We start from the raw sequence: 21,360 nt of genomic DNA, 5'->3' as shown, positions 1-21,360 counted from the left end.
TGAAATTCGGGCCCATCCCGGCCAGTTCCGACATCGACGGGCACACCAGCACCACCCGGGTGCCGACCGACTCCAGCAGCGCGGCCTCGCGGGCCAGGCCGCGAGTCATCGGCTTGCGTAGCAACGACTCCAGGCGTCCGCCGAGCCCGCCGACTCGAGCGCCGTCAGGGAGGCCATCGGCGCGATGACTACTACCTCGTCAAGGTCGAGGCCGGCGACCAGGTCGGCGGACGCGGTCGAGGCGACGCCGCCGTCCAGATAGCGCCGACCGTCGATCGTGACCGGCGGATACCAGCCGGGGACGGCCCACGACGCCCGCACGGCGTCCCGTAGCGAGGCGGCCGGTGCCCCGGGTGCGCCGAAGGCCACCCGCTCGCCGCTACGAGCGTCGACGGCGACGGACCACACCGCCGGGTGATCCAGTGTCAGGTCGTCCGTGAGCCGGTCGAGAAAGCCGGGATCGGTGCGTCCCGGCGGGGCCAATCCGGCTAGCGCTGCTAGGTATTCACGCCGCCGTAAACCTAGCAACGCTAGCCGCCACGAAGGACGGCCGAAGGGGAAGGCCGGACGTGGGGCCGGCGGCTGGGTGAAGAAGCGGCGGACCGATGGCCGTGCCGGCGGGTCGTCACGGTGCGCGGCCAGCAATTCGTCCACGCCGACGCCCGCGCCGAGCATCGCGCCCAGGCTCGCGCCGGCCGAGGTGCCGACGATCGCCGTCGCCGTCCGCGGATCCCAGTCCCACGCCCGCGACACGGCGGCCAGCGCGCCGACCTGCCAGGCCCCGCCGACCGTGCCGCCGCACCCGAGCACCAGACCGCGTCTCATGTCGCCTCCGGATTTGAGATAATGACACTATCCAAGTAAGCATGGTATCTCGATAGTGTCAACAGGTAGGATTTCGCCGTGCCGCGACTGACCCGGGCCGAGTCCCAGACCCGCAACCGCGAACAGGTGCTCGCCGCCGCGCGGGAACTGTTCCTGCGGGACGGCTACCGGGCGACCTCACTGGCCGCGGTGGCCGACGCCGCCGGCTTCTCCACCGGCGTCGTGTACTCCAACTTCAGCGGCAAACCCGAGCTCGCTCTGCTTGTGGTGCAAGGACTTCAGGCCGAACACACCGAGGCGGTCCGCGGCGCGCTCGACCACGCCCGCACGCCCGAGGCGCTGGCCCGCGGTCTGCGCGACTGGGCCGAGGCCGCCTTCGCCTCCGGCTGGCCCCGCTTCGAGCTCGAGTTCGCCCTCGACACCCGATCCGACCCGCAGACCGTCGAGTTCTTCGTCGAACGCCAGCGTTATGGCGCCAACCTGGTCGCCGGCATCATCCGGGAGCGCCTGCCCGCCGAGCTCACCGCCGTGCTGCCGCTGGACGCCATCGCCGACGCCGTCATCGACCTGCTCATCGGCTTCGCCATCCGCCGCATCATCGACCCCGCCGCCCCGCTCGACCGCGTGGAGCACCTCCTCCGCGCCACCCTGGCGTTCCAGATCTGAGGTGGACGACCGGGATTTCGTGCTGACGATCCACGAGGTGTTCACCATCCCTGGCCGAGGCACGGTCGTGGTGGGAACCGTCGAGTCGGGCGTGCTCCGCGGCGGCCAGACCGTCGGCGTGTGGGCCGGCGATCACCTGATCGCCACCACGCCCGCGTGGTTCGAGCTGATCTGGCGTCCGGACCATCCTCGCCGCCTCAGCCTCCTGCTCAGCGACGTCGACCGTGGTGTCGTCGGCGTCGGTCACATCGTCCGGCGGTCCGCCGGCTGATCCGCGATGTCCGTTCCGTTCAAGACGCGGGGGCCATGCTGGAGACATGAGCGTTGACCTGAAGCGAGCGGGGGCCTTTCTGGCCGGGCACGGGCGGGTGCTGGACCGGCGGAGGTTCGAACTGCTGGTGGGCCAAGGGAATCCCGAGGCGGTGCTGGCGGCGGTGGACGGGTATCGGAACGCGGACGGTGGGTACGGCTGGGGGCTGGAGCCGGATCTGCGGGCGGGGGAGAGTCAACCGGCGGGGGCGCTGCACGCGTTCGAGGTGTTCGCGGAAGTGGGGCCGGTGACGACGCCGAGGGCGAAAGAGCTGTGCGACTGGCTGGACGAGGTGACGCTGGAAGACGGAGGACTGCCGTTTGCCCTCCCAACGCAAGACCCGACGGGGTGTGCGCCGTTCTGGGCGCAGGCGGACCCGACGGTCTCCACGTTGCAGAGCACGGCGTTCGCGGCGGGAATGGCGCACCGGGTGGCGAAGCACGACCCGGCCGTCGCGAAGCATCCCTGGCTGGCGAAAGCGACCGGGTACTGCCTGGAAGCCATTGCGGCGATGGAGAAGCAGCCGCACGCCATCGAACTGTCGTTCGCGGTCAAATTCCTGGACGCGGCGGGGGACAAGGAGCTGCTGACCCGGCTGGGGAGGTTCGTGCCGGCCGACGGGCTGGTGCCGGTGGCGGGCGGCAGTGAAGGGGAAACGCTGCGCGGACTGGACTTCGCGCCGGTGGTGAGCGAAGACGTGATCGAAGCGGAGCTGGATCGGCTGGAAAGCCGACAGCAGGAGGACGGCGGCTGGACGGTGGACTTCGCCAGTTTCTCGCCGGCGGCGGCGCTGGAATGGCGTGGCTACGCAACGGTTATGGCGGTCTCGACGCTCACACGGGCGGGTCGGGTGTGAGCCACGTGCGGGTGGCCGCCAGGTGCTAGTCCGGCGACCGCCCGCACGGGCGTCCGCGCAGGTCAGACGACCTGCGAGGTCGGAAGGTCGCGCATGGTGCGCAACGGGGAGGCGAGCAGCCAGAGCACGGCGAGCATCTCGCCGACCGACCCCACCCACAGCGCGCCGCGTGGGGTGAGCCACGCGGCCAGGGCGCCGCCGATGAGCCCGCCGATGGGGATGGTGCCCCAGATCAGGAACCGCACCGACGCGTTCATCCGCCCCAGCAGGTGATCAGGGCAGATGGCCTGCCGGTAGCTGACCTGAGCGACGTTGTAGACCACCGCGCTCAAACTGAAGGCCAGCCCGGCCACGGGGAACAGAGCCAGCCGCCAGCCCGGCTCGGTCAGCGGCATGAGCAGCGTGAACGGTCCGGCGACGAGCATGCTCAGCCAGATGATCCGGGCCTGTCCGACCGCCCGGCTCAACCGCGTGGCGACGAGGCTGCCGACCACACCACCGATGCCGCCACCGGTCATGAGCAGGCCGGCGAGACCGGTGCCGACGCCGAGCTGCCGGATCAGGAACAGCATCGTGGCCGCCACGGAGACGGAGCTGAACAGGTTGGACGTCCCGGTGCAGAACGTGATGGCCCGCAACGTCGGCTGATGGAGCACGAACCGCAGGCCCTCGGCGATCTCGAGGCGCATGCTCCGCCGCTCGGTCCGCACGGGCGAAGGCTCCTCGGCCCGGATCCGCAGCAGGAACAACGCGGAAGCCAGGAAGCCCAAGGCGGTCGACAGCACCGACGTCGCGGCGCCGATGGCCTGGACCAGCAGACCGGCCAGCGCGGGGCCGGAGACCTGGGCGACGGACTGGCTGGACTGGAGCTTGGCGTTGCCCTCGACGATGTGCTCCCGCCCGACCAGCGACGGCAGATACGACTGGTACGCCACGTCGAAGAACACCGTGAGCAGCCCGACCAGCAGCGCGACGACGATCAGCTGCCACACGGTCAGCACGTGCAGCCACCACGCCACGGGAATGGTCGTCAGCAGGGCGAACCGGCAGAAGTCGGCCCGCAGCATGAGGGTCTTCGCCGCAACCGGTCGACCCAGACCCCGGCCGGCAGCCCGACCAGCAGGAACGCGGCGGTCTCGGCGGCGGTCAGGGCGCCGACCTCGAACGGCGTCGCGGCGAGCTGGGTGACGGCGAGCGCGGGAATCGCGAACTGGCCGATGGAGGCGCCGAACTGGCTGAGCGTGTCGCCGGCCCACAGCTGGCGGAAGTCGCGATGCTGCCGCAGAGACATGCGCGACAGCCTCAACGACTGATTGGAAACTGTCAATCAGTTACTCTGGACGGGTGCCGCTCGCCGTCAAGAAGCGCCCCGCGACCAGGGCAGAAGCCGCCGCCCTGGCCTCGGACGTGCGCCTGCGCATCATCCGGCTCACGCAGGGCCGCGAGATGACCAACAAGGAGCTGGCGGCGGCGCTGGGCAAGGACCCGGCGACCACGCTGCACCACGTGCGCAAGCTCGTGGACACGGGCTTCCTGATCGAGCGGCCGTCCCGCCGCGGCACCCGCGGCTCGCGGGAGAAGCCGTACCTGGGCACGCAGCTGTCCATCGAGCTCAGCATCGACGAGGGCGAGGAGCGGGAGGCGGTCGCCGAGGCAGCGCTCGGCGCCTTTCTGGGCGAGATCGCCGACCTCGGGGTGGCCGCCGCCAACCTCACGCGCGTCGTCTACCAGCTGCCGGCCGAGCAGACCGAACAGCTGCTGACCAGGCTGCATTCGGTCCTGGCCGAGTACGTCGACCTGCCGTTCGACCCGGCCGCCGAGCGCACCGCGATCTTCCTGGCCAGCTACCGCGGCGCCTGATCGGTAACGGAGTGGACAGCACGTGGGACACTGGATGTCAAGATGACGGAAACCTACGCATTCGATCCTGACGACACGGCCGACGACGAGCTGTTGTCGACAGGCGAGCTCGAACTCGCCGACCGCGCGGCGCTGCGCCGCATCCAAGGGCTGTCCACCGAACTCGAGGACATCACCGAGGTCGAGTACCGACGGCTCCGGCTGGAGCGGGTGGTGCTCGTCGGGGTGTGGACCGAGGGCAGTGCCGCCGACTCCGACGCCTCCATGGCCGAGCTGGCCCGACTGGCCGAGACCGCGGGCTCGCACGTGCTGGAGGGCCTGATCCAGCGGCGCGACCGCCCCGACCCGGCGACCTACGTCGGCTCCGGCAAGGTCCGCGAGGTGCGGGACGTGGTCGTGGCCACCGGCGCCGACACGGTCATCTGCGACGGCGAGCTGTCCTCCGGCCAGCTGCGCAACCTGGAGGACCGGCTCAAGGTCAAGGTGGTCGACCGGACCGCGCTGATCCTGGACATCTTCGCCCAGCACGCCCAGTCCAAGGAGGGCAAGGCGCAGGTCGAGCTGGCCCAGCTCCAGTGCCTGCTGCCGCGCCTGCGCGGCTGGGGCTCGGCGATGTCCCGGCAGGCCGGCGGACGGGCCGGCGGCGCGACCGGCGGTGTCGGTCTGCGTGGTCCCGGTGAGACCAAGCTGGAGACCGACCGGCGGCGCATCCACAAGCGGATCTCCAAGCTGCGCAAGGAGATCGCCGCGATGAGCGTGGTGCGGGACACCAAGCGCGGCCGGCGGGTGGCCAACGACGTGCCCAACGTGGCCATCGTCGGCTACACCAACGCCGGCAAGTCCAGCCTGCTCAACGCCATCACGTCGGCCGGTGTGCTGGTGGAGGACGCGCTGTTCGCCACCCTGGACCCGACCACCCGGCGCTCGCAGACCCCGGACGGCCTGCCGTACACGCTGACCGACACGGTCGGCTTCGTCCGGCACCTGCCGCACCAGATCGTCGAGGCGTTCCGCTCCACCCTGGAGGAGGCCGCCGACGCCGACCTGCTGCTGCACGTGGTCGACGGATCCGACGCCCGGCCGGAGTGGCAGGTCAGCGCGGTGCGCGAGGTGCTCGGCCAGATCGGCGGCGAGCTCGACCGGTCGATGCCGGCCGAGTTGGTGGTGGTCAACAAGATCGACGCCGCCGACGAGGTCGCGCTGGCCCGGCTGCGCAACCTGTTGCCGGGGGCGATGTTCGTGTCGGCCCACACCGGTGACGGCGTGGCCGCGCTGCGTGAGGCGGTCGCGAGCCGGCTGCCGGCGCCGAACCTGCTGGTCGAGGTCCTGGTGCCGTACACACGGGGCGAGCTGGTGGCCCGGGTGCACGCCGAAGGCGAGGTGCTGGCCGAGGATCACACCCCGGAGGGCACCGCGCTCAAGGCCCGGGTCCGCGGTGACCTCGCGGGCGCTCTCGAGGCGTTCGCGGTGGATGGGACGCCGGCGTAGGTACCCCTGGTCCGCCGCGGCGGTTACTGTAGGGGGGACGAGGTTCATGCGGTGAGGAGGAACGGCTATGGGCGAGTTCAGCCCCTGGCACCTGGCGATCGTGGCACTGGTGTTCGTCGTGCTGTTCGGCGCGCGCAAGCTGCCTGACGCGGCTCGCGGCATCGGCCAGTCCCTGCGCATCTTCAAGGCGGAGATGAAGGCGGGCATCGACGGCGACCCCAAGCCGGCCGAGACCCCGGCCCAGCCGGCGTCGACCGCGCAGTTCGCCGAGCCGCTCCCGGCCACGCCGGTCACCACGCCGACGACTCCCGCACAGCAGCCGCACACCACGGCCTGAGGCGTCGCAAACACGAACGGCCCCCGCCCCGACACTGTCGGGGCGGGGGCCGTTCGGCTGTCGTCAGAGGCGGCGGAGAACCGCGACCACCTTGCCCAGGATCTCGGCCTCGTCGCCGAGAATGGGCTGGTAGGCCTCGTTGTGCGGCATCAGCCACACGTGGTCGTCACGCCGCTTGAACGTCTTCACGGTGGCCTCGCCGTCGATCATCGCGGCCACCACGTCGCCGTTCTCCGCGGTCGGCTGCTGGCGCACGGCCACGAAGTCGCCGTCGGTGATGGCGGCGTCGACCATCGAGTCGCCGACCACCTTCAGCAGGAACAGCGAGCCCTCGCCGACGATCTCCTTCGGCAGCGGGAACACGTCCTCGAAGGACTGCTCGGCCAGGATCGGCCCACCGGCGGCGATCCGGCCGACCAGCGGCACGTACACCGGCTGGACGCCCGGCGTGGCCGCGGCCCCGCCGCCCATGGCGGCCTCGCCGCTCAGCATGCCGACCGCCCGCGGCCGGTTGGCGTCGCGGTGCAGGTAGCCCTTGCGCTGGAGCATCTTCAGCTGGTGCGACACCGAGGAGGTCGAGGTCAGGCCGACCGCGTCGCCGATCTCGCGGATGCTCGGCGGGTAGCCCCGCCGCTCGACCGACTCCTGGATGACGCGCAGCACCTTGCGCTGACGCGGGGTCAGCCGCGGGTCCTGGGACGGCGAGTCGTCCGCCTCGTCCATCACCTCGACCTCGGCCACAGGACCTCCTACGTCGCCTTCGGCGCTCTTGCGTGCCATCACGCTGCCCTCCTCCTCGACGCCGACCTCCCCGGCGGCGCCCCATGCCCAGTGATCTTCAGGCTCCCACGGTAGCCCGGCGGGCCGATTCGATCAAACACCTGTTCGAAGGACACGCCGTCGAACACTCGACCCGGCCGGTCTCGTGTGGTACATCTTCGCACGGACGTTCGATAGAACGCCTGTTCGATCATGGGAGGCGTCATGGCGACCCAGGAGCTGCTGATCAGGCCCGGCACCCGCCGCACCCGGGTGCTGCGCACCGGCGCGGGCGACTTCCGCCGCCCTCCTGGCCGTCCCCGCCCCGTCCATGCCCCCGGTGTCGCCACCGCGGCCGCCTGCGGCCCCAAGCAGATGTCCGGCGGCGTGCAGCTGGCCCTGGTCGGCCTGCTGACCTTCCTTGCGTGCCTTGGCCTTGCCGCCGTGAACGGCCTGTCCTCGACCGGCTCCGCGCCGGTGCCCTCCGGTGTCGCCACCGTGCAGGCGCAGGACGGCGAGACCCTGCCCGAGCTGGCCCACCGGGTCGTCCCGAACAGCCCGGTCGACGAGGTCGTGGACCGCATCGTCACGCTCAACCACCTCGGCGACCGCGCGCTGCACGCCGGCCAGCCGCTCCAGGTCCCCGCGTAGCACATCACCCGATCGGTGTTTCACCCGAGTGCCCGAGTGACATTTGGCGCACCATCTCTCTCAACACGTGGTCGGACGGCGTGTCGCGGTTTGCGTAGCGGCCCGGCGAGGCATACCTTCTACCCCTACATCTAGTGGTTCGCAGCGCTGAAGCTGTCCACAAGTTGTGGGTAACCGCCCCCAACCTGTGGATGACTTGAGCCGTTGTGCAGGTCGGGGAGGAGTTGGGTCGCCGTGCGATGCCCGTTCTGTCGGCACCCGGACTCCCGGGTGGTGGATTCCCGGGAGGTCGAGGAGGGCCAGGCGATCCGCCGCCGCCGCTCCTGCTCCCAGTGCAGCCGCCGCTTCACCACCGTCGAAGAGGCGGTGCTCGCCGTCGTCAAGCGGTCCGGGGTCACCGAGCCGTTCAGCCGGGACAAGGTGGTCACCGGCGTGCGCCGGGCGTGCCAGGGCCGCCCGGTCGACGAGGACGCCCTGCAGCAGCTGGCCCAGCGGGTCGAGGAGTCGATCCGCTCCACCGGCTGCGCCGAGATCCCCAGTCACGAGGTCGGGTTGGCCATCCTCGGCCCGCTGCGTGACCTGGACGGGGTCGCCTATCTGCGCTTCGCCAGCGTCTACCGCTCGTTCTCCTCGGTCGAGGACTTCGAGAAGGAGATCGCCGAGCTGAAGCGCGCCGAGTTCGACGCAGATCGGGAGTCTGCGACCTAACCGATGAGCAGACGCAGGTTTCGCCGCCCCGCGCGCGGGGCGGTCATGTTGACGCGCAAGAAACTGGAACGAGAGGGCACGGTCATGACGAAGGCCGTCAGTAAGTCGGGGCTGAACGTGCAGCGGGTCTACACGACCGAGGGCGTCCATCCCTACGACGAGGTGACCTGGGAGCACCGCGACGTCGTCATGACGAACTGGCGCGACGGCTCGGTCAACTTCGAGCAGCGCGGCGTCGAGTTCCCCGACTTCTGGTCGGTCAACGCGACGAACATCGTGACCAGCAAGTACTTCCGCGGCGCCGTTGGCACCGATGTGCGCGAGCGCAGCCTGCGCCAGCTCATCGACCGAGTGGTGCTCAAGTACGTGAAGGCCGGCGTCGACCACGGCTACTTCGCCGACGACAAGGCCGCCGAGATCTTCGAGCACGAGCTCACCTGGATGCTGCTGCACCAGGTGTTCAGCTTCAACTCGCCGGTGTGGTTCAACGTCGGCACCGCCTCGCCGCAGCAGGTCAGCGCCTGCTTCATCCTGGCCGTGGACGACACCATGGAGTCGATCCTCAACTGGTACCGGGAAGAGGGCCTGATCTTCAAGGGCGGCTCCGGCGCCGGCCTGAACCTGTCCCGGATCCGGTCGTCCAAGGAGCTGCTGTCCTCCGGCGGCACCGCGTCCGGCCCGGTGTCCTTCATGCGCGGCGCCGACGCGTCCGCCGGCACCATCAAGTCCGGCGGCGCCACCCGCCGGGCGGCCAAGATGGTCGTGCTCGACGTGGACCACCCCGACGTCGAGGAGTTCATCGAGACCAAGATGCGCGAGGAGGACAAGGTCCGCGCGCTGCGGGACGCCGGGTTCGACATGGACCTGGGCGGCAAGGACATCGTGTCCGTGCAGTACCAGAACGCCAACAACTCGGTGCGCGTCTCCGACGAGTTCATGCACGCCGTGGAGTCCGGCGGCCAGTTCGGGCTGCGCTCCCGGCAGACCGGCGAGGTCATCGAGCACGTCGACGCCAAGTCGCTGTTCGGCAAGCTGTCGCAGGCCGCGTGGGCCTGCGCCGACCCGGGCATCCAGTACGACGGCATCATCAACGACTGGCACACCTGCCCCGAGTCGGGCCGGATCACCGCGTCCAACCCGTGCAGCGAGTACATGCACCTGGACAACTCCAGCTGCAACCTGGCTTCGCTGAACCTGATGAAGTTCCTGCGCGAGGACGGCACCTTCGACGGGGCCCGGTTCGCCAAGGCCGTCGAGGTCGTCATCACCGCGATGGACATCTCGATCTGCTTCGCCGACTTCCCGACCGAGCCGATCGCCGACACCACGCGCAAGTTCCGCCAGCTGGGCATCGGCTACGCCAACCTCGGCGCGCTGCTGATGGCCACCGGCCACGCGTACGACTCCGACGGCGGCCGTGCGCTGGCCGCCGCCATCACCTCGCTGATGACCGGCACCGCCTACCGCCGCTCGGCCGAGCTGGCCGGCGTCGTCGGCGCGTACGACGGGTACAAGCAGAACGCCGAGGCGCACCAGCGGGTCATGCGCAAGCACGCCGCCGCCAACGACCTCGTGCGCACGTACCACTCCAACGACGCCGCCGTGCAGAAGCTGGCCACCACCGAGTGGCAGCACGGCCTGGAGATCGGCGCCCGCAACGGCTGGCGCAACGCGCAGGCCAGCGTGCTCGCGCCCACCGGCACCATCGGTCTGATGATGGACTGCGACACCACCGGCATCGAGCCCGACCTGGCCCTGGTCAAGTTCAAGAAGCTGGTCGGCGGCGGCTCCATGCAGATCGTCAACCAGACCGTGCCGCGGGCGCTGAAGGCTCTTGGCTACCAGCAGGAGCAGATCGAGGCGATCGTCGAGTTCATCGGCGAGCACGGGCACGTCATCGACGCGCCCGGGCTGCGCCCCGAGCACTACGAGGTGTTCGACTGCGCCATGGGCGAGCGTTCCATCGCGCCCATGGGCCACGTCCGGATGATGGCCGCCGTGCAGCCGTTCATCTCGGGTGCGATCTCCAAGACCGTCAACATGCCCGAGGCGGCGACGGTCGAAGAGGTCGAGGAGATCTACTTCCAGGGTTGGAAGCTCGGTCTCAAGGCGTTGGCCATCTACCGCGACAACTGCAAGGTCGGGCAGCCGCTGTCCGCCGGCAAGGGCGCTTCGTCGTCCGCGTCGGCTGTGGCCCCGGCCGAGACGGTCATCGAGTACCGCCCGGTTCGCAAGCGCCTGCCCAAGAAGCGCCCGTCGCAGACCGTTTCCTTCACCGTCGGCGGGGCCGAGGGCTACCTGCACGCCGGCTCCTACCCCGACGACGGCCTCGGCGAGATCTTCATCAAGCTCGGCAAGCAGGGCTCCACGCTGGCCGGTGTGATGGACGCCTTCTCCATGTCCATCTCGGTGGGTCTGCAGTACGGGATTCCGCTGGAGTTCTACGTCTCGAAGTTCCAGAACCAGCGCTTCGAGCCCAACGGCATGACCGACGATCCCGACGTGCGCATCGCCACCAGCGTCGTCGACTACCTGTTCCGTCGGCTGGCGCTGGACTACCTGCCGTACGAGAAGCGGGCCGAGCTCGGCATCTTCACCGCCGACGAGCGCACTGCCCAGGTCAGCTCCGACTACGGCCAGGTCGACCTCGAGGCCCTCCAGGTCGGTGTCGAGGCGCCCGCGGCCAAGACCGAGGCCGTCGCCGCTTCGAAGCCGGTCACCGAGGCCCACAGCTCCACCGAGCTCATCGAGCTCACCCTGGGCAAGGCCGCCGACGCGCCGCTGTGCATGACCTGCGGCACCAAGATGCGCCCCGCCGGCTCCTGCTACGTCTGCGAAGGCTGCGGCAGCACCTCCGGCTGCAGCTGATCGGCATATCCGCTGGTCGAGGCGGGGGCGTCGCCCCCGCCTCGACCGGGTGGCGCCCCGCTCGATCGGCTCGTCCCCGCCTTCCCGCTTGACTCGTGCGAAAATCGCACGATGATGGAGGGTGTGGAATGGTCTGACATCGGCGAGCGCGTGCGCGAGTGCCGGCTGGCCGCCGGCTGGTCCCAGGAGGACCTCGGCCGTGAGGTCGGGCTGGAGCGCACCAAGGTAGCGAAGATCGAATCCGGCGACCGGCGCGTCGACGCGCTCGAGCTCGCCCGCCTGTCCGCCGCGCTCGGCGTGCCGATGAGCCACTTCCTGCACCGGCGGCCCCAGGTGCTGTCCCGGCGTGCGCAGCTCGTCGACGACACCGACACGGACGCCGCGCGGCAGGCGTACCGCATCGAGGCCAAGCTGCTGGCCTGGCTGCGCGACGTACGTCAGCTGGTCGAGCTGGGCCACCTGCGGCTGCGGCCAACGCTCACGTACACGAATGCGGTACGCGAGGCGGACGCCGCGCGGGACGCCGCGTTGTGGGTACGAGGGCAGCTCGGTTTTGCGCTCGAACCCATCGAGACTTTGATGTCGGCCTGCGAACGAGCCGGCCAGTTGGTACTCGTGACGGACCTCGCCGGCGAGGGTGCGTCCGTGATCGACGGGGACGTGGCCGTAGCGGTAGTCAGCCGTCAGCCCGATCCTGGCCGGCGGCGGACGACCGCGGCCCACGAACTCGGGCACATGGTGCTCGGCGACGAGTACTCCAGCGACCTCGGCGTGGCCACATCCCGGGCCGACCGGGAGCACGTGGTGGACGTATTCGCGGCGGAACTGTTGCTGCCGACCGATGTCGTAACCAAGGAGGCCGCCGGGCGTGATCCGCGGGACGCGCTGACCAGCCTCGCGGCCCGCTACCGAACCTCCTGGTCGCTCGCGGTACGCCAGGCCTGCCATGCCGGAATCATCGAGGCCGGCGAGGTCGGTCGGTGGTCCTCGGTGGCGCCGACCCGGGCCGAGCTGCGGGAAGCCGTCGGGTGGGCGCCCCAGGCCGACCTGGACGCCGTACGGGTACCGCCGAGTTACGCGCATGCCGTGATGCAGGCGTGGCGGGAGGACTTCGTCACCTCCGACCGGGCCGTCGAGCTCATGCACGGACAGATCGCGATCGACGACCTACCGGCCAAGCCGGAGATCGAGCCGTGAGCGACGTCGGCATGCCGGCCATCCTGGTCCTGGATGCCATGTGCCTCAACCACTTCGCTCGTATCGATCGCCTCGATGTGCTCCGTGACCTGTTGATCGGCGACGAGTGCCGTACGACGTACGTGGTGCTGGACGAGCTGCGGACCGGGGCGTCCATCCATCCCGACCTCCAGGCCGCGCTCGAGCTCGACTGGGTCCGGCCCGTTCGACTCGAGTCCCTGCCCGAACTGGACTGCTTCGCCAAGTGGGTGGACCGGATCGGCGCCGGCACAAGGGATCTGGGCGAGGCCAGCGTGTTCGCCGTGGCCGAGCTGTGCGGTGGCACGGCGATCACCGACGACCAGTCCGCGACCCGCGTAGCCCGGAAGTTCGGGCTTGCCGTGCACGGCACGATCTGGCTGCTCTGTCGGGCCTGCCGGGCCGGCAAGCTGACCGTGGCGGCGGCCGGCAACCTCGTCGACATGCTGCGGTCGACCGGCATGCGGCTGCCCTGCACCGGGCCCGAGTTCGAGACCTGGACCCGTCAACGCGCCCTGCTGTGAGCACGAAGTACTTGACGTACTTGACGTACTTACGGCCAGTGGGCATGCTGGTGGCGACCGGGGAGGTTGCCGCCATGTCTGCTGTGCACTACGACAGCTACACCGATGCTCGTGCGCACCTGAAGGATCTGCTGGATGCGGCCGAGCGCGGACGCGTTGCCACGGTGCGGCGAGATTCGGTGACGACCGCCGTTGTCGACGTCGAACGGCTGCGCCACTTCCTCGCGTCGATCATCCCGTCGCAGGCCCAGGTCGTGGCCGAGGCCGGCGGGTGGTCGGTGTTCATCCCGGGCGTGCCGGTCGCCGCCGATGGATCCTCGTTCGAAGAGGCGATCGCCGAGATGGTGGACGCGTTGCGGGAGTACGCCGAGGACTGGCAGCAGCGACTGCTCGACGCCCCGAACCATCGTGACAACTGGGGACTGGTGCAGTTGATCAGCTTCAGCGACGACGAGCAGCTCCACGACTGGCTGGTCGGTACGCCGCGGTGAGCTCCTGGCCGCCACCGACCCGCAAGGACCACGAGACCTTCTGCGAAGTCGAGCAATGGCAACGGGTCCGTGACGCTCGCGGGCGTACCGGCACGCACCACGTCACCTATGAGCTTGGCCTCGTGGACGGTCGGATCCTGCGGGCCCGCATTTCGCATCCGGTGGACCGGACCGATTATGGGCCGAGCATCTGGAAGCACATCCTCCGCGATCAGCTGGATGTCGACGAGGCGTCGTTCTGGTCCTGCGTGCAGGACGGCGTCCGGCCGGACCGGGGCGAACCGGCACCGCCGAAACAGGCTTTGCCGGCTGATCTGGTGCATTTGCTGATAGCGAAGGTCGGTGTCGCCGAGTCCGACGTGGCCGCGATGACCAAGGACGAAGCGATCGCCCGGTTGCAGGCGTACTGGACCGAAGGCGCGTGATCTCCGCGGCAGTGGGGTAGCCGGCCTGGGGCGGCTACCCCACTGTGGTCAGCGCTGCACGGAATCCGTGACGGACAAGGCTTCCTGGACGTCGGCGAAGTACGGGGCGGCGTCGGCTGGTTCGAGGACGGCTTCGAGGTCGAGGCGGCCGGGGACGCGGGGGAAGAAGCGGCCGGCGCCGAAGGAGTGCTGGTAGGGCGGGGGATCGAGGACGAGGCGGCGGATGCCGTCGACGACGGGGATGTCGCTGGGCACGCCTTCGGACCAGATCCACTGGCCGGCCGGGGTGACGAAGTTGAAGGCCCGGCTGGTGGGCGGCAAGGCGCGAGCGGCGTTGACGTCGATGTGGTCGGCGGTGCAGAGGGCGAGCGCCTCGGGGCTGGGGGCCTCGCCGGGGAGGTGGCCACCGCCGATGAGGACGCCGGCCATCATGGTCTGGAGCTGGAAGTTGTCGGCGATGCCGCTCATCCGCATCCGGAAAGCACGGCCGGAAGCGCGGTCGAGGACCAACAGCGGCTCGTCGTCGAGCAGTAGTAAGGCGCGTTGGACGCAGGCCAGCGAACCGTAGTCGGGCTCGAGCTGGTCGATCAGCGCGAGCAGTTCGGCACGGTTGGTGACGGCGCGCCGTACACGGGCGTCGGCGAGGACGGCGACCGACGCCATCTCCCATTTGTCGACGGTGTGCCACGCGGGGTCCTGCACGTCAGCGCTGGGCATACCGTGCGGGTCGGGCAACTCCTCGTCGGCGAACTTCTCGTGCCACAGCCGGGCGAACTCGACGGCACCGGCCAGGCTGTCGCGTAGGCCGTCCAGGATCGCCGGTGCGCAGGCCGTCGCATCGGCCTGCCACTCGACCAGCGCGCCGACCGCAACGGCGTAGACCGACGCGTGCCAGACGGGCATGCCTGAGAGCAGGCCGGCCAGCCGTGGCCCCATCTCAGGCGACCGGGCCATGAATTCGTCCCTTGGCACCGATCTCAATGCCTCGTAACCGGCCTCGAGCTGCGGGATGTCCCGCGCCGAGACCGCGGCTTCGACGGCCGCGACCGCCTCATCTAAGGAAGACACCGGCGCAGTGTAGAGATCAGCGGTGGCGCATCCAGAGGTTGGTCTCCTCGTAGACGCCTTCGCCGCCGTCGATGTGAACCAGGTCCAGTGCTCCGGGGACGACGTAGAGTCCGGATTGAGGGAAGGCCATGCCGGTCCATTTCTCCCATTCCGCAACGGTTCCGGTCACGACCATCGACCTTGGTGCGGGGCCGAGGATGGTGGCGCCGAGGCGTTGGTGGGTGCGGATCCACGGGTCGAGGTGCAGGCCGTCGGGGCGGGTCCACGTCATGAAGTCGGCCATGGGCGTCAGCGGGTAGCTGGCCTTGAGTGTCGGACGGACGGGGACGATCACCTTGTGCAGCCCCGATTCCGACGCCCGATCGCGGAGCGCGGTGAGGATCGTGCCGGCGAGGCCACGGCCGGCGTGGGCGGGGTGGACGGTGGCCGACATGATGCACAGGGTGTCGGCGGGGACGCCGCTGGTGTGCTCGGTGACGGCCTGGACGATCGCCCCGTCGTAGCCGGCGGGAAGCGTTGCGGGATCGCCGTTCCAGCTCAGGGCGACCGCGCCGGAGTGGGCCAGGACCTCATCTCCCTCCACCAGCAGCACGTCGAACTGGGCGAAATGCCGCTCGAACGCGTCGCGATACTCGCGGGAAATCGGGTCATGCAGGGCAAAAGTGGGCCAGGCGTTGCGAAGCGGGGCCATGGCGGTGCCGGTCAGGTCGGGACGGTCGCCGGTGGTGACGATCTGCACGCCCGGATCCTAGGACGGAAACTCGGTGGGCAGGGCCCGTATTCTGAGCCCCATGTGGATCGGGCCTACGGGATTCGGCTAGCTCCGCCGGGAAAGTCCCGGTGGTGTGGCCGAAGGAGTCCGATGGCCCGCACTGCCCATCACATGACGTACCGCCCCGCGCGGTTCAGCCGTGGCGGAAGTTTGTCGTCTACGACCTGCGGTACAGCGCGAAATGCCTTGCGGTGGAGGGAAAGCGTCCGCAGCCCGCATCGCCGAACGCAAGGCGCGGCGGAAGTGCCGGCGTGAGCTGCGCTGGGGCGACGCAACGCCCACGCGCCACCGCCACGGCGCGATCTATGACGCCTGGTGAGGGCGAGCCGCGCTCCAGAGCGGGCTTTTCGTGAAGTGGTTGTCGAAACGGTCCTGGGTGGCCAGGAGTTCGCGTGGATCGGCCTGTCCCTTGAGGACGCGGTCGCCGAGGCGGAAGTAGTCGAGGCGGTCGAGCATGCCGGGGGCGAAGAGGATGAGGACGTCGGCGGCCTCGGTGACGGTGCGGAAGGCATGCGGCATGAGCCTGGGCACGACGAGGAAGTCGCCGTGGGAGAGGGTGACGACGCGGTCCCCGGCCAACGCCTGCAAGGAGCCGGAGAGCACGAAGAAGATCTCGGCGGAGCCGCGGTGGAAATGCGGCGGGGGACCGTCGATGCCGGCGGCCAGGGTGGTGCGGCTGGCGCTGATCGCGCCGTCGGTGTCCCGGCCGTCGGCGAGCAGCCTGATGGCGGCGGAGTCGGTGCCCAACAGCTCGGCCTCGTCGGCCCGTACGAGTGTCATGCGGCGAGGGTAGTTCGCCAGAGGATAGTTCGCTAGAGAATTATCTCCTGGCGAACTAGGATGGGCGGGGTGGACGACGCGATCGACGTGATCCTGGCCCAGTGGCGGCACGAACGGCCGGACCTGGACCTAGCGGCGCTAGGTACGTTCGGGCGGATCATGCAGCTCGCGGCGCTGCTGACGACGTTCATGGAGAACTGGTGCGCGGCCCACGGCCTGCGCGCGGGCGAGTTCGACGTGCTGACGGCGCTGCGCCGCGCCGGCCCGGCGATGCCGTCGGACCTGGCCGACGCGCTGATGATGTCCCGCTCCGGCATGACCAAACGCCTGGACGGACTGGAGGAGGCCGGCCTGATCGAGCGCACGCTGGATCCGGCTGATCGGCGCAGTTTCACGGTCGCGCTGACCGAACAAGGCCGGGAACTGATCGATACCGTGCTCACCGAGCATGCCGCGAACATGCAGCGGATGGCGGCCGGGCTGTCGAACCGCGACCGGGCCGGGTTGGAACGGGGACTGCGCACGCTGCTGAGCGATATCCGGTTGTCGACGATGTGAGAATCGGCAGGTGAGAGCAACGGGGAGCCTGTTCGGACTGGCGTACGGCGACGCCATGGGGGCGCCGACGGAGTTCCTGTCGGTGGCGGAGATCGTGCGGCGCTACGGCACGGGCGGGCCGAGGGAGCTGGTCGGCGACCCGGTGTTGATCACGGACGACACGCAGATGACGCTGGCGGTCGCGCGGGCGATGCCGACGCGGGGGCCGCTGGAGCCGACGGCGCTGGAGCGGGCGCTGCGCGAGCAGTTCGTGGCCTGGGTGGACAGTCCGGAGAACAACCGTGCGCCGGGGATGACGTGCCTGCGGGCGTGCGAGCTGTTGGCGTCGGGCCTGCCGTGGCGCAAAGCGACGGGGGAGACCTCGAAGGGCTGCGGGGCGAACATGCGGGTGGCGCCGATGGGACTGATGCCGGGGCTGAACGACGTGGAGCGAGCGGCCGGGGCGCAGTTCCAGGCGGCATTGACGCACGGGCATCCGACCGCGTTGGCGGCCAGCGAGCTGACCGCGCTGGCGATTCACTGGCTGCGCAACGGAATGCCGCCGGCCGAGCTGCCGAGTGCGCTGACTGACCGGTGCCGTGAGCAGCGGACGGTGTATCACGAGGACTGGCTGGCCGACCTGTGGATGCGGCCCGGTGTGGACAGCCCGACGGAGTTCATCGCCCGCGGGTGGGATGAGTGTCTGATCGCGTTGTACACACTCAACGGCGTTCTTACGTCACCCGACCGCGAGATCGATCCGTGCCTGCGCACCGGCGAGGGCTGGATCGCCGAGGAGGCGCTCGCCACCGCCCTGCACTGCTTCCTGCTCTTCCCCGACGACCCGCTAGCGATGCTAGCTCGCGCCGCCACCACCTCCGGCGACTCCGACTCGATCGCCTGCCTGGCCGGCGCCTTCGCCGGCGCCGCGCACGGCTTCGACTGGTGGCCGGCCGAGTGGTCACACCGAATCGAGCACGCCGACGAGCTGGCCCACTTCGGCCGCCTGTGGGATTGAGCATGGGACGCACGGTCACGCTAGCGCTGCTAGCGCCGGACGGGACGCCGTTGGGGACCACGCCGGAGTTCGACGTGGCATCCCAGTGGTGGCAGGAAATGGCTCCGGTCGTGGCCGGGGCGCGGGCGGAATTCGGCCTCGAGGTGACGGTGCTGCGGCTCGTGGCGGCGGAAAGGGCGCAACCGCACGGGGGCGCGGTGACCTATCTGGCTGAATGCGGAGACGCTTGGCCGGAGCTGGGGGCGTTCGACGAGGAGTGGGTGCAGCCGCATCCGCTGCGGATGCGGTGGGCGGAGCCAGGGGGACCGGCGGAAGCGTTGCGGTGGGCCGGGGTGGAGAGCGGGGAGCAGCAGAGGACCTGGAATCTGTCGTCGGTGTGGCGGCTCGACGGGGCCTGGCTGAAAGAGGTGCCGCCGTTCCTACGGCAGGAGCCGATCGTGCTGGAATGGCTGGGAAAACGGGTACCAGGCCTGGTTCCGGCGGTGCTCAAGGCGGACGGCGGGCGGATGCTGCTGGCGGACGTGCCGGGAACGGACCGGTACGACGCCGAGGTGCCGGAAATCGTTGCCATGGTGGGGGATCTGTTCGAGATCCAGGCGATGGCGCCAGAGCATGTCGACGAGCTGCTGGCGCTGGGGCTGCCGGACTGGCGAGCGGAGCGGTTCGTCGAGCGGGTGACCGAAGTCGTTGGGAAGTACGGGCATCAGCTGGCACGCGATGAGCGGGCGGCGGTGCACGAGCTGGTGGCGGGGCTGCCGAAGAGGTTCGAGGCGCTGGCGGCCTGCGGGATCCCGGACAGCCTGGTGCACGGGGACTTTCATCCGGGCAACGTGCGGTCGGACGGCAGGAACCGGGTGATCCTGGACTGGACGGACAGCGTGATCGGTCACCCGGGGCTGGACGTGCCGGATCAGGCGGAGCTCGAACGGGAGTGGAGTGCGCTGTGGCGGAAGAAGATCGCGGGAAGTGAGCCGGAACGGGCGCTGGAACTGACGCGCCCGCTGGGAAAACTGCGCGGCGCGGCGGTGTACGACGCGTTCCTGCGAGGAATCGAACCCTCGGAACGGCCGTACCACGCCGCGGACCCGCTCGACTGCCTGCGTGCGGCGGTGGGCTGAGATCAGACGGCGCCGTTGGACGCCGGGACGGTCTCGGCGGCGGGCGGCGGCCCGGGCGGGGTGCCGTCGCCGAACGGGCGGCCGCCGAGCGACTCGCGGCCGTGCGACGTGAGCCAGTTCCGCAGGTCGGGGCCGGCCGGGACGATGCCGGTCGGGTTGATGGTGCGATGCACCTCGTAGTAGTGCTGCTTGATCTGCACGAAGTCGATGGTGTCGCCGAAACCGGGCGTCTGGAACAGATCCCGCGCGTAGGCCCAGAGCACGGGCATCTCGTTGAGCTTGGTGCGGTTGCACTTGAAGTGCCCGTGGTAGACGGCGTCGAACCGGGCCAGCGTGGTGAACAGCCGCACGTCGGCCTCGGTGATGGTGTCGCCGACCAGGTAGCGCTGCCCGGCCAACCGGTCGCTGAGCCAGTCGAGGCGGTCGAACAGCCGCTGGTACGCCTTCTCGTACGCGTCCTGGTCGGTGGCGAAACCGGCGCGGTAGACACCGTTGTTCACGTCCCGGAACACGACGTCGTTGACCTCGTCGATCTCGGCCCGCAACGCCTCGGGATACAGCGCCGGCGCGCCGTCCCGGTGGTACCGGGCCCACTCAAGGGACAGGTCGATGGTCATCTGCGCGAAGTCGTTGGTGACGACCTCGCCGGTCGGCACGTCCACGATGGCCGGCACGGTGATGCCCCGCTCGTAGCCGGGGAACCGCTTGAAGTACGCGTCCTGGATCCGCTCGATGCCCAGCACCGGATCCACCCCGCCGGGGTCGAGGTCGAACGTCCAGCTGCGCTCGTCGTGCACGGGCCCGCAGATGCCCATCGAGAGCACGTCCTCCAGCCCGAGCAGCCGCCGCACGATGATCATGCGATTGGCCCATGGGCAGGCCCGCGCGACCACGAGTCGGTAGCGGCCGGGCTCGACCGGGTAGCCGTCGCGGCCGTCGGCGGTGATCCGGGTGGTGATGTACCGCGAATCGCGGCTGTACTCCGACATGGATCCATTATGGCTGCCCGGAATCCCGCCCGCTGACCACGGAATTCCGGACAGCCGCGGGTCAGAACCCGGAAGCGGGGCGGGCCGTGTAGTGCTCCTCCAGCCGCTGCACCTCGTCGGCGGTCAGCTTGAGGTCGACGGCGGCGACCGCGTCGGTCAGGTGGTGCGGCTTGGTCGTGCCGACGATCGGCGCGGTGACCGATTTCTTGCCCATCATCCAGGCCAGCGCCACCTGCGCCCGGGGCACGCCGCGTTCCGTGGCGACGGCCCCGACCGCGTCGATGATCGCCTTGTCGGCGTCGGCCGTCGCGTCGTAGAGGATCTTGCTGAACCCGTCGCTCGCGGTGCGGTTGGTCTCCTCGCCCGAGTCGCGGGTCAGCCGGCCGCGGGCCAGCGGGCTCCACGGGATGACGCCGATGCCCTGGTCGAGGCAGTACGGCAGCATCTCCCGCTCTTCCTCGCGCTGCAACAGGTTGTACTGGTTCTGCATGGACACGAACCGGGTCCAGCCGTGCTGGTCGGCCACGTGCTGCATCTGCGCGAACTGCCAGGTCCACATCGACGACGCGCCGATGTACCGGGCCTTGCCCGCCTTGACCACGTCGTGCAGCGCCTCCATCGTCTCCTCGATCGGCACCGCCGTGTCGTACCGGTGGATCTGGTACAGGTCGATGTAGTCGGTGCCGAGCCGTCGCAGGCTGGCGTCGACCTGGGTGAAGATCGCCGCCCGGGACAGGCCGACGCCCTTCGGGCCGGGGCCCATCTGGCCGCGGACCTTGGTCGCGATGACCACCTCGTCCCGTTTGGCGAACTCCCGCAGCAGCTGCCCGGTGATCTCCTCGCTCGCGCCGAGGCTGTAGACGTTGGCGGTGTCGAAGGTGGTCACCCCGGACTCGACGGCCTGCTTGAAGTACGGCCGGGACTCGTCGATGCCGAAGGACCACTTGTGGGTGCCGGCGGCCGGGTCGCCGAAGCTCATGCAGCCCAGCACGACCTTGGACACCGACAGCCCGCTCTTGCCCAACCGGAGGTATTCCATGCCGCCGACGCTACTCCCCGCCAGTGGCACCAGGTCCCGGTCACACGCCATGCTGT

The 21,360-nt window shown here is 69.8% G+C and carries 25 protein-coding genes; 16 read left to right on the top strand and 9 right to left on the bottom strand.

From position 1 onward, the window contains the following. Nucleotides 1-105: 105 nt before the first annotated feature. The gene (locus tag M3Q35_RS23285; protein WP_273944180.1) at nt 106-825 is read right to left on the bottom strand and encodes a patatin-like phospholipase family protein; all 720 of its coding nucleotides are present in this window, start codon (nt 823-825) and stop codon (nt 106-108) included. Nucleotides 826-903: 78 nt separating this feature from the next. On the opposite strand from M3Q35_RS23285, the gene M3Q35_RS23280 reads away from it, so the two are divergent. From M3Q35_RS23280 to M3Q35_RS23270, 3 genes are read left to right on the top strand one after another with little or no spacing between them, the layout of a single operon-like run. Next, entirely contained in the window at nt 904-1,491 is a 588-nt protein-coding gene (locus M3Q35_RS23280; RefSeq protein ID WP_273944179.1) for a TetR/AcrR family transcriptional regulator, read from the top strand. Between the two features lies 1 nt (nt 1,492). Further along, nucleotides 1,493-1,762, top strand: coding sequence for a hypothetical protein (locus M3Q35_RS23275; protein WP_273944178.1), 270 nt, complete (start codon nt 1,493-1,495; stop codon nt 1,760-1,762). Between the two features lie 46 nt (nt 1,763-1,808). Continuing rightward, nucleotides 1,809-2,657: a hypothetical protein gene (locus M3Q35_RS23270; RefSeq protein ID WP_273944177.1), complete on the top strand. Its 849-nt coding sequence runs from the start codon at nt 1,809-1,811 to the stop codon at nt 2,655-2,657. Nucleotides 2,658-2,719: 62 nt separating this feature from the next. Here M3Q35_RS23270 and M3Q35_RS23265 read toward each other — a convergent pair whose 3' ends face one another. Further along, on the bottom strand, nt 2,720-3,724 hold the full coding sequence (locus M3Q35_RS23265) for an MFS transporter (protein WP_337960623.1): 1,005 nt from the start codon (nt 3,722-3,724) through the stop codon (nt 2,720-2,722). Further along, on the bottom strand, nt 3,688-3,948 hold the full coding sequence (locus tag M3Q35_RS48550) for a hypothetical protein (protein WP_337960622.1): 261 nt from the start codon (nt 3,946-3,948) through the stop codon (nt 3,688-3,690). The genes M3Q35_RS23265 and M3Q35_RS48550 overlap by 37 nt, the downstream gene beginning before the upstream one ends. 53 nt (nt 3,949-4,001) lie before the next feature. Here M3Q35_RS48550 and M3Q35_RS23260 point away from each other — a divergent pair, with 53 nt between their 5' ends. The 3 genes from M3Q35_RS23260 (at nt 4,002) to tatA (ending at nt 6,342) form a co-directional block, all read left to right on the top strand. Beyond that, nucleotides 4,002-4,517 carry an ArsR/SmtB family transcription factor gene (locus M3Q35_RS23260; protein ID WP_273944176.1) on the top strand — a complete coding sequence of 172 codons (516 nt, stop codon included), beginning with the start codon at nt 4,002-4,004 and terminating at the stop codon, nt 4,515-4,517. 42 nt (nt 4,518-4,559) lie between these two features. Next, nucleotides 4,560-6,005 carry a GTPase HflX gene (hflX, locus tag M3Q35_RS23255; protein WP_273944175.1) on the top strand — a complete coding sequence of 482 codons (1,446 nt, stop codon included), beginning with the start codon at nt 4,560-4,562 and terminating at the stop codon, nt 6,003-6,005. Nucleotides 6,006-6,072: 67 nt separating this feature from the next. Beyond that, nucleotides 6,073-6,342, top strand: a complete 270-nt coding sequence (gene tatA, locus M3Q35_RS23250; protein ID WP_273944174.1) for a Sec-independent protein translocase subunit TatA — start codon at nt 6,073-6,075, stop codon at nt 6,340-6,342. A gap of 63 nt (nt 6,343-6,405) precedes the next feature. On the opposite strand, the gene lexA is transcribed toward tatA, so the two are convergent. After that, nucleotides 6,406-7,122, bottom strand: coding sequence for a transcriptional repressor LexA (gene lexA / locus M3Q35_RS23245; RefSeq protein ID WP_379794341.1), 717 nt, complete (start codon nt 7,120-7,122; stop codon nt 6,406-6,408). A gap of 204 nt (nt 7,123-7,326) precedes the next feature. On the opposite strand from lexA, the gene M3Q35_RS23240 reads away from it, so the two are divergent. The 7 genes from M3Q35_RS23240 (at nt 7,327) to M3Q35_RS23210 (ending at nt 13,983) form a co-directional block, all read left to right on the top strand. Next, nucleotides 7,327-7,752: a hypothetical protein gene (locus tag M3Q35_RS23240; RefSeq protein WP_273944173.1), complete on the top strand. Its 426-nt coding sequence runs from the start codon at nt 7,327-7,329 to the stop codon at nt 7,750-7,752. Between the two features lie 234 nt (nt 7,753-7,986). After that, entirely contained in the window at nt 7,987-8,460 is a 474-nt protein-coding gene (gene nrdR / locus M3Q35_RS23235; protein WP_273944172.1) for a transcriptional regulator NrdR, read from the top strand. Nucleotides 8,461-8,544: 84 nt separating this feature from the next. Continuing rightward, nucleotides 8,545-11,328 carry a vitamin B12-dependent ribonucleotide reductase gene (locus M3Q35_RS23230; protein WP_273944171.1) on the top strand — a complete coding sequence of 928 codons (2,784 nt, stop codon included), beginning with the start codon at nt 8,545-8,547 and terminating at the stop codon, nt 11,326-11,328. A 123-nt stretch (nt 11,329-11,451) separates the two neighbouring features. Beyond that, nucleotides 11,452-12,525 (top strand): helix-turn-helix domain-containing protein, encoded by a 1,074-nt coding sequence (locus tag M3Q35_RS23225; protein ID WP_273944170.1) that lies wholly within the window; start codon nt 11,452-11,454, stop codon nt 12,523-12,525. Further along, the gene (locus M3Q35_RS23220; protein ID WP_273944169.1) at nt 12,522-13,067 is read left to right on the top strand and encodes a PIN domain-containing protein; all 546 of its coding nucleotides are present in this window, start codon (nt 12,522-12,524) and stop codon (nt 13,065-13,067) included. Before M3Q35_RS23225 ends, M3Q35_RS23220 begins: the two co-directional genes overlap by 4 nt. A gap of 74 nt (nt 13,068-13,141) precedes the next feature. Beyond that, the gene (locus M3Q35_RS23215) at nt 13,142-13,558 is read left to right on the top strand and encodes a type II toxin-antitoxin system HicB family antitoxin (protein WP_273944166.1); all 417 of its coding nucleotides are present in this window, start codon (nt 13,142-13,144) and stop codon (nt 13,556-13,558) included. Beyond that, nucleotides 13,555-13,983 (top strand): cytotoxic translational repressor of toxin-antitoxin stability system, encoded by a 429-nt coding sequence (locus M3Q35_RS23210; protein ID WP_273944163.1) that lies wholly within the window; start codon nt 13,555-13,557, stop codon nt 13,981-13,983. Before M3Q35_RS23215 ends, M3Q35_RS23210 begins: the two co-directional genes overlap by 4 nt. Before the next feature lie 48 nt (nt 13,984-14,031). Here the strand turns inward: M3Q35_RS23210 and M3Q35_RS23205 are convergent, their stop codons facing one another. From M3Q35_RS23205 to M3Q35_RS23195, 3 genes are all read right to left on the bottom strand, one after another. Further along, nucleotides 14,032-15,051: a hypothetical protein gene (locus tag M3Q35_RS23205; RefSeq protein ID WP_273944161.1), complete on the bottom strand. Its 1,020-nt coding sequence runs from the start codon at nt 15,049-15,051 to the stop codon at nt 14,032-14,034. Nucleotides 15,052-15,067: 16 nt separating this feature from the next. Next, entirely contained in the window at nt 15,068-15,790 is a 723-nt protein-coding gene (locus M3Q35_RS23200; protein ID WP_273944159.1) for a GNAT family N-acetyltransferase, read from the bottom strand. Nucleotides 15,791-16,126: 336 nt separating this feature from the next. Further along, on the bottom strand, nt 16,127-16,603 hold the full coding sequence (locus M3Q35_RS23195) for a cupin domain-containing protein (RefSeq protein ID WP_273944157.1): 477 nt from the start codon (nt 16,601-16,603) through the stop codon (nt 16,127-16,129). 69 nt (nt 16,604-16,672) lie between these two features. On the opposite strand from M3Q35_RS23195, the gene M3Q35_RS23190 reads away from it, so the two are divergent. The 3 genes from M3Q35_RS23190 (at nt 16,673) to M3Q35_RS23180 (ending at nt 19,276) form a co-directional block, all read left to right on the top strand. Next, nucleotides 16,673-17,161, top strand: a complete 489-nt coding sequence (locus tag M3Q35_RS23190) for a MarR family winged helix-turn-helix transcriptional regulator (RefSeq protein WP_273944155.1) — start codon at nt 16,673-16,675, stop codon at nt 17,159-17,161. Between the two features lie 10 nt (nt 17,162-17,171). After that, on the top strand, nt 17,172-18,158 hold the full coding sequence (locus M3Q35_RS23185; RefSeq protein ID WP_273944154.1) for an ADP-ribosylglycohydrolase family protein: 987 nt from the start codon (nt 17,172-17,174) through the stop codon (nt 18,156-18,158). A 98-nt stretch (nt 18,159-18,256) separates the two neighbouring features. Further along, a complete protein-coding gene (locus tag M3Q35_RS23180; protein ID WP_273944152.1) occupies nt 18,257-19,276 on the top strand; it encodes an aminoglycoside phosphotransferase family protein in 1,020 nt (339 codons plus the stop codon). 2 nt (nt 19,277-19,278) lie between these two features. Here M3Q35_RS23180 and M3Q35_RS23175 read toward each other — a convergent pair whose 3' ends face one another. Together M3Q35_RS23175 and M3Q35_RS23170 are read right to left on the bottom strand one after the other, a co-directional pair. After that, nucleotides 19,279-20,265, bottom strand: a complete 987-nt coding sequence (locus M3Q35_RS23175; protein ID WP_273944151.1) for a glutathione S-transferase family protein — start codon at nt 20,263-20,265, stop codon at nt 19,279-19,281. 61 nt (nt 20,266-20,326) lie between these two features. After that, a complete protein-coding gene (locus tag M3Q35_RS23170; RefSeq protein WP_273944149.1) occupies nt 20,327-21,304 on the bottom strand; it encodes an aldo/keto reductase in 978 nt (325 codons plus the stop codon). Nucleotides 21,305-21,360 lie beyond the last annotated feature (56 nt).

Source organism: Kutzneria chonburiensis (genome assembly GCF_028622115.1).
Lineage (GTDB): Bacteria > Actinomycetota > Actinomycetes > Mycobacteriales > Pseudonocardiaceae > Kutzneria > Kutzneria chonburiensis.
The sequence above is the reverse complement of the archived record's forward strand: the minus strand, read 5'-3'. Positions and strand labels throughout refer to the sequence as shown.